At 33.5% G+C, this 2808-nt stretch carries 4 protein-coding genes; all 4 read right to left on the bottom strand.

Annotated elements, in window-relative coordinates; all coding sequences use genetic code 11:
* Window positions 1-25: 25 nt before the first annotated feature.
* Genes B5F77_RS15315 through B5F77_RS15300 form a run of 4 tightly spaced genes read right to left on the bottom strand, consistent with a single transcriptional unit; the run spans window position 26 to window position 2753 of the window.
* Window positions 26-880 (bottom strand): DUF1573 domain-containing protein, encoded by an 855-nt coding sequence (locus tag B5F77_RS15315; RefSeq protein WP_087332327.1) that lies wholly within the window; start codon window positions 878-880, stop codon window positions 26-28.
* The gene (locus tag B5F77_RS15310; RefSeq protein WP_087332325.1) at window positions 877-1323 is read right to left on the bottom strand and encodes a hypothetical protein; all 447 of its coding nucleotides are present in this window, start codon (window positions 1321-1323) and stop codon (window positions 877-879) included. The genes B5F77_RS15315 and B5F77_RS15310 overlap by 4 nt, the downstream gene beginning before the upstream one ends.
* Complete coding sequence (locus B5F77_RS15305; RefSeq protein WP_087332323.1) at window positions 1320-2453, bottom strand: DUF4221 family protein; 1134 nt, start codon at window positions 2451-2453, stop codon at window positions 1320-1322. Before B5F77_RS15305 ends, B5F77_RS15310 begins: the two co-directional genes overlap by 4 nt.
* A gap of 48 nt (window positions 2454-2501) precedes the next feature.
* A complete protein-coding gene (locus B5F77_RS15300) occupies window positions 2502-2753 on the bottom strand; it encodes an NVEALA domain-containing protein (protein WP_087332321.1) in 252 nt (83 codons plus the stop codon).
* Window positions 2754-2808: the final 55 nt, after the last annotated feature.

The following is a 2808-nucleotide window of genomic DNA, read 5'->3' as shown; positions in this document are numbered from 1 at the left end:
AGAGGATGACATGTTCATCGTTTTTTCATTCAACCTTCCCCACCAACGACAAAGTGAGCGATTCCCCCGGCACATTCCCATAAATCGTGACGGTACGGTAGAAATCGCCAGGTTGTTCGGCTTTGTAATAGACCGTTAGTGTAGCTGTTTCGCCTGGGGCGATTTCTTCCCAATCTTGTTCGGTGGTCGTACACTCGCAGGATGTAGTGATACCTTTCAATTTAAAGATTTCCGTACCGTTATTTCGTAGGATCACTTGTTGCGCTTTCGTTTCTTCTTTACCCACTATGCCCATATCATATTCTTCTTGGTCGGTGGCAATGAAGGTTTCAGACAATTTATTTATAGTTATACCCGCAATCTTTTGTAGGTATAAATTCCTTTCTTTTAGGTTATGAATGGGATTGCCGATAACTATTACCTTGTTGTCTTTATCCAGCAGGAACGTTTGGAACATCATTTCGCTGGGGAAATTGTTTAGCTTATTGAAGCGGTCTTCGGTATCTATACAAACAGGAAGAGTAAATTTGTCACGTTCCATATTGTAACTCAATTCTTTTTTGTTTTCTATTTGAAAGAAAAACAGAAAAGGTATGTGCTTATTGCAAACTGAATCCACTTGGGCCATAAATTCTTTCCATCTGGGCAGTTGAAGTTTACAACTCATACAACCCATAGAATCTACATATATCACTATTTTATATCTTGTTGCTGAAGTCTGATAATCTACCGTATCGTTGATAAAACGGGTAAATATTGGATTTTCTGGAAATTTAACCTCTTTACCTTGCCATTTTTTGGTCAAATGTTCCACATACTCTTCTTTTGTTTCATGACAAGCGCAAAATAAAACAGCACACAATAATAGTAATGTTTTCATTCTTTTGGTGATTTGATTTGTAAATCAATTCCTGGTTCTAAGAAACGATATGTTATATTGTCTTTGTTTCTGATATCAAACACGATAGGGTAGATGTTCTCATTAAATTGTTCTGATAAAAAGTCATTATCTAAATCTAAAAAGACATTCTTTTTGTCTTTTATATCTTTTCCAACGCGTAGTTTTATCGATTTGATAGAAGATATGTTAGTAAATATAAAGAATAAATCTTGCCGCTCTTTATTATTCATATAGAAATCTTCAGCCTCTGAGATACAGCCTGAACATCCTTCTTCTGGAATAATAATAATGAAAGAATACGAACCGATAGGATTATTATCCAAATCCTTCAATTTGGCTTCTACTTGTCTGGTATAGTCTTTATTTAAACTGCAGCTAAATAGAGATATCACACTCCAGAATATAAATATAATACGCTTCATTTCTTCTTTTTTACTTTAAATGTTTTGAATCTCATGATATCGTCGTTATCAGAAGGAATTTGTATATGGATTCCTTCTTTTGAAATAAAAATACGGGCTGACCAATATACATATTCAGGCAAATCTACTAAGCCTACTTCTTGGTAGTTTTTATCCAAAATAATAAACTGCAATTTCTTATTATAAGGATTTTCTTTATTGCTTTTGTTTATCTCTGTAGGTAATGAAACAAGTCTATAGTAGAGTTCTCGTTCCCTATCATACAACAAGGCACTGTAAACAGTATTTTTCATGTAATGTTCAAGTTCCTTATCTTGGCTATAATCTCTGGGATCAAGATTACGTGCTATTGGTTTTATACCGTTTCCATTCTTTAAACCTGCATAATAACTTATTATATATCCATTCAAATCATTGACAAAAATAGAATCGCTTGCCGGATAACTTACAACTATTTCATCTTTTTCATTGACTGTATAATAAATCATTCGTAAGTTAAATCCCCATTGTCCTTTATGATATAACTCAGGGTATCCATTAGTTAATTCGAATCTTTGTTTGTCTAAGTCATATAATACGGTTGATGGCATATTTTGTCCTGTTTCTTCTGTCCCTTCTTTATGCCATTGGAATCCTGTTAATACTAATTTATCTTTGACAATTTGAATGGGAGAACTTTCACTTGGTAAAATGGATGGTAAAGTTATCCCTTGTTTATAAAAATCATCTAAATCTATGGGAATCCGCTGCAATACATGGGCATTGAGATTGGTAATATACAACATTCGATTCCAATGATGGTGCAAATATATGAGGGAATCTTTTATGCAGAAACTTGATATAGTACCTACACCGTTACTTCCTTCTTTGTCAAAGTATATTTTCTTTATGAATTTCCCTGTATTAAAATCATTAATAGTAATGCTATTATCCGGCTCATTTATGAAACAAAACCAATCCTTTTCAGATATGTATTGAAAGCTACTGGATGTCTGAATCGTATTTTCGTCTAACACAAAACATTTATCCTCCAATTCTTCCAGCTCATAATCATTTCTGATTTTGGATTTATTGTCAGCACATTGGCAGAAACAAACTAATCCTATCAATAAATATAAAAACGTTTTCATTTTTCTTATAAGAGGGATGTACCCTTTAAAGATACATCCCTTTTTGTTTTAAATGGTTCCACTACAAGCACTTCCAGACATGCTACTACTTTCAACGCAGACATCTTCTGATGAATTTACTTTTTTTACACAAACTCCCTTATTTAAAAGAGTTTGTGAACTTACTTCACAACCAGCAAGGGCTTCGACATTTTCTATTGTCAAGTCCGATATTTCCACATTTTTCTGACTGTGTAAATAATTAACCCCAGCGATAGCCGCTGTTGCAACAACAGCCACTGATAATATGATCTTTTTCATATTCTTTCTTTTTAAATTTGTTGTTTATAATACTTTTATGAGCCTCTTCCCCAAC

This window comes from Parabacteroides sp. An277, from assembly GCF_002159645.1.
Taxonomy (GTDB): domain Bacteria; phylum Bacteroidota; class Bacteroidia; order Bacteroidales; family Tannerellaceae; genus Parabacteroides.
Note: the sequence above shows the minus strand (reverse complement) of the source record. Positions and strands in the feature narration are given on the sequence as shown.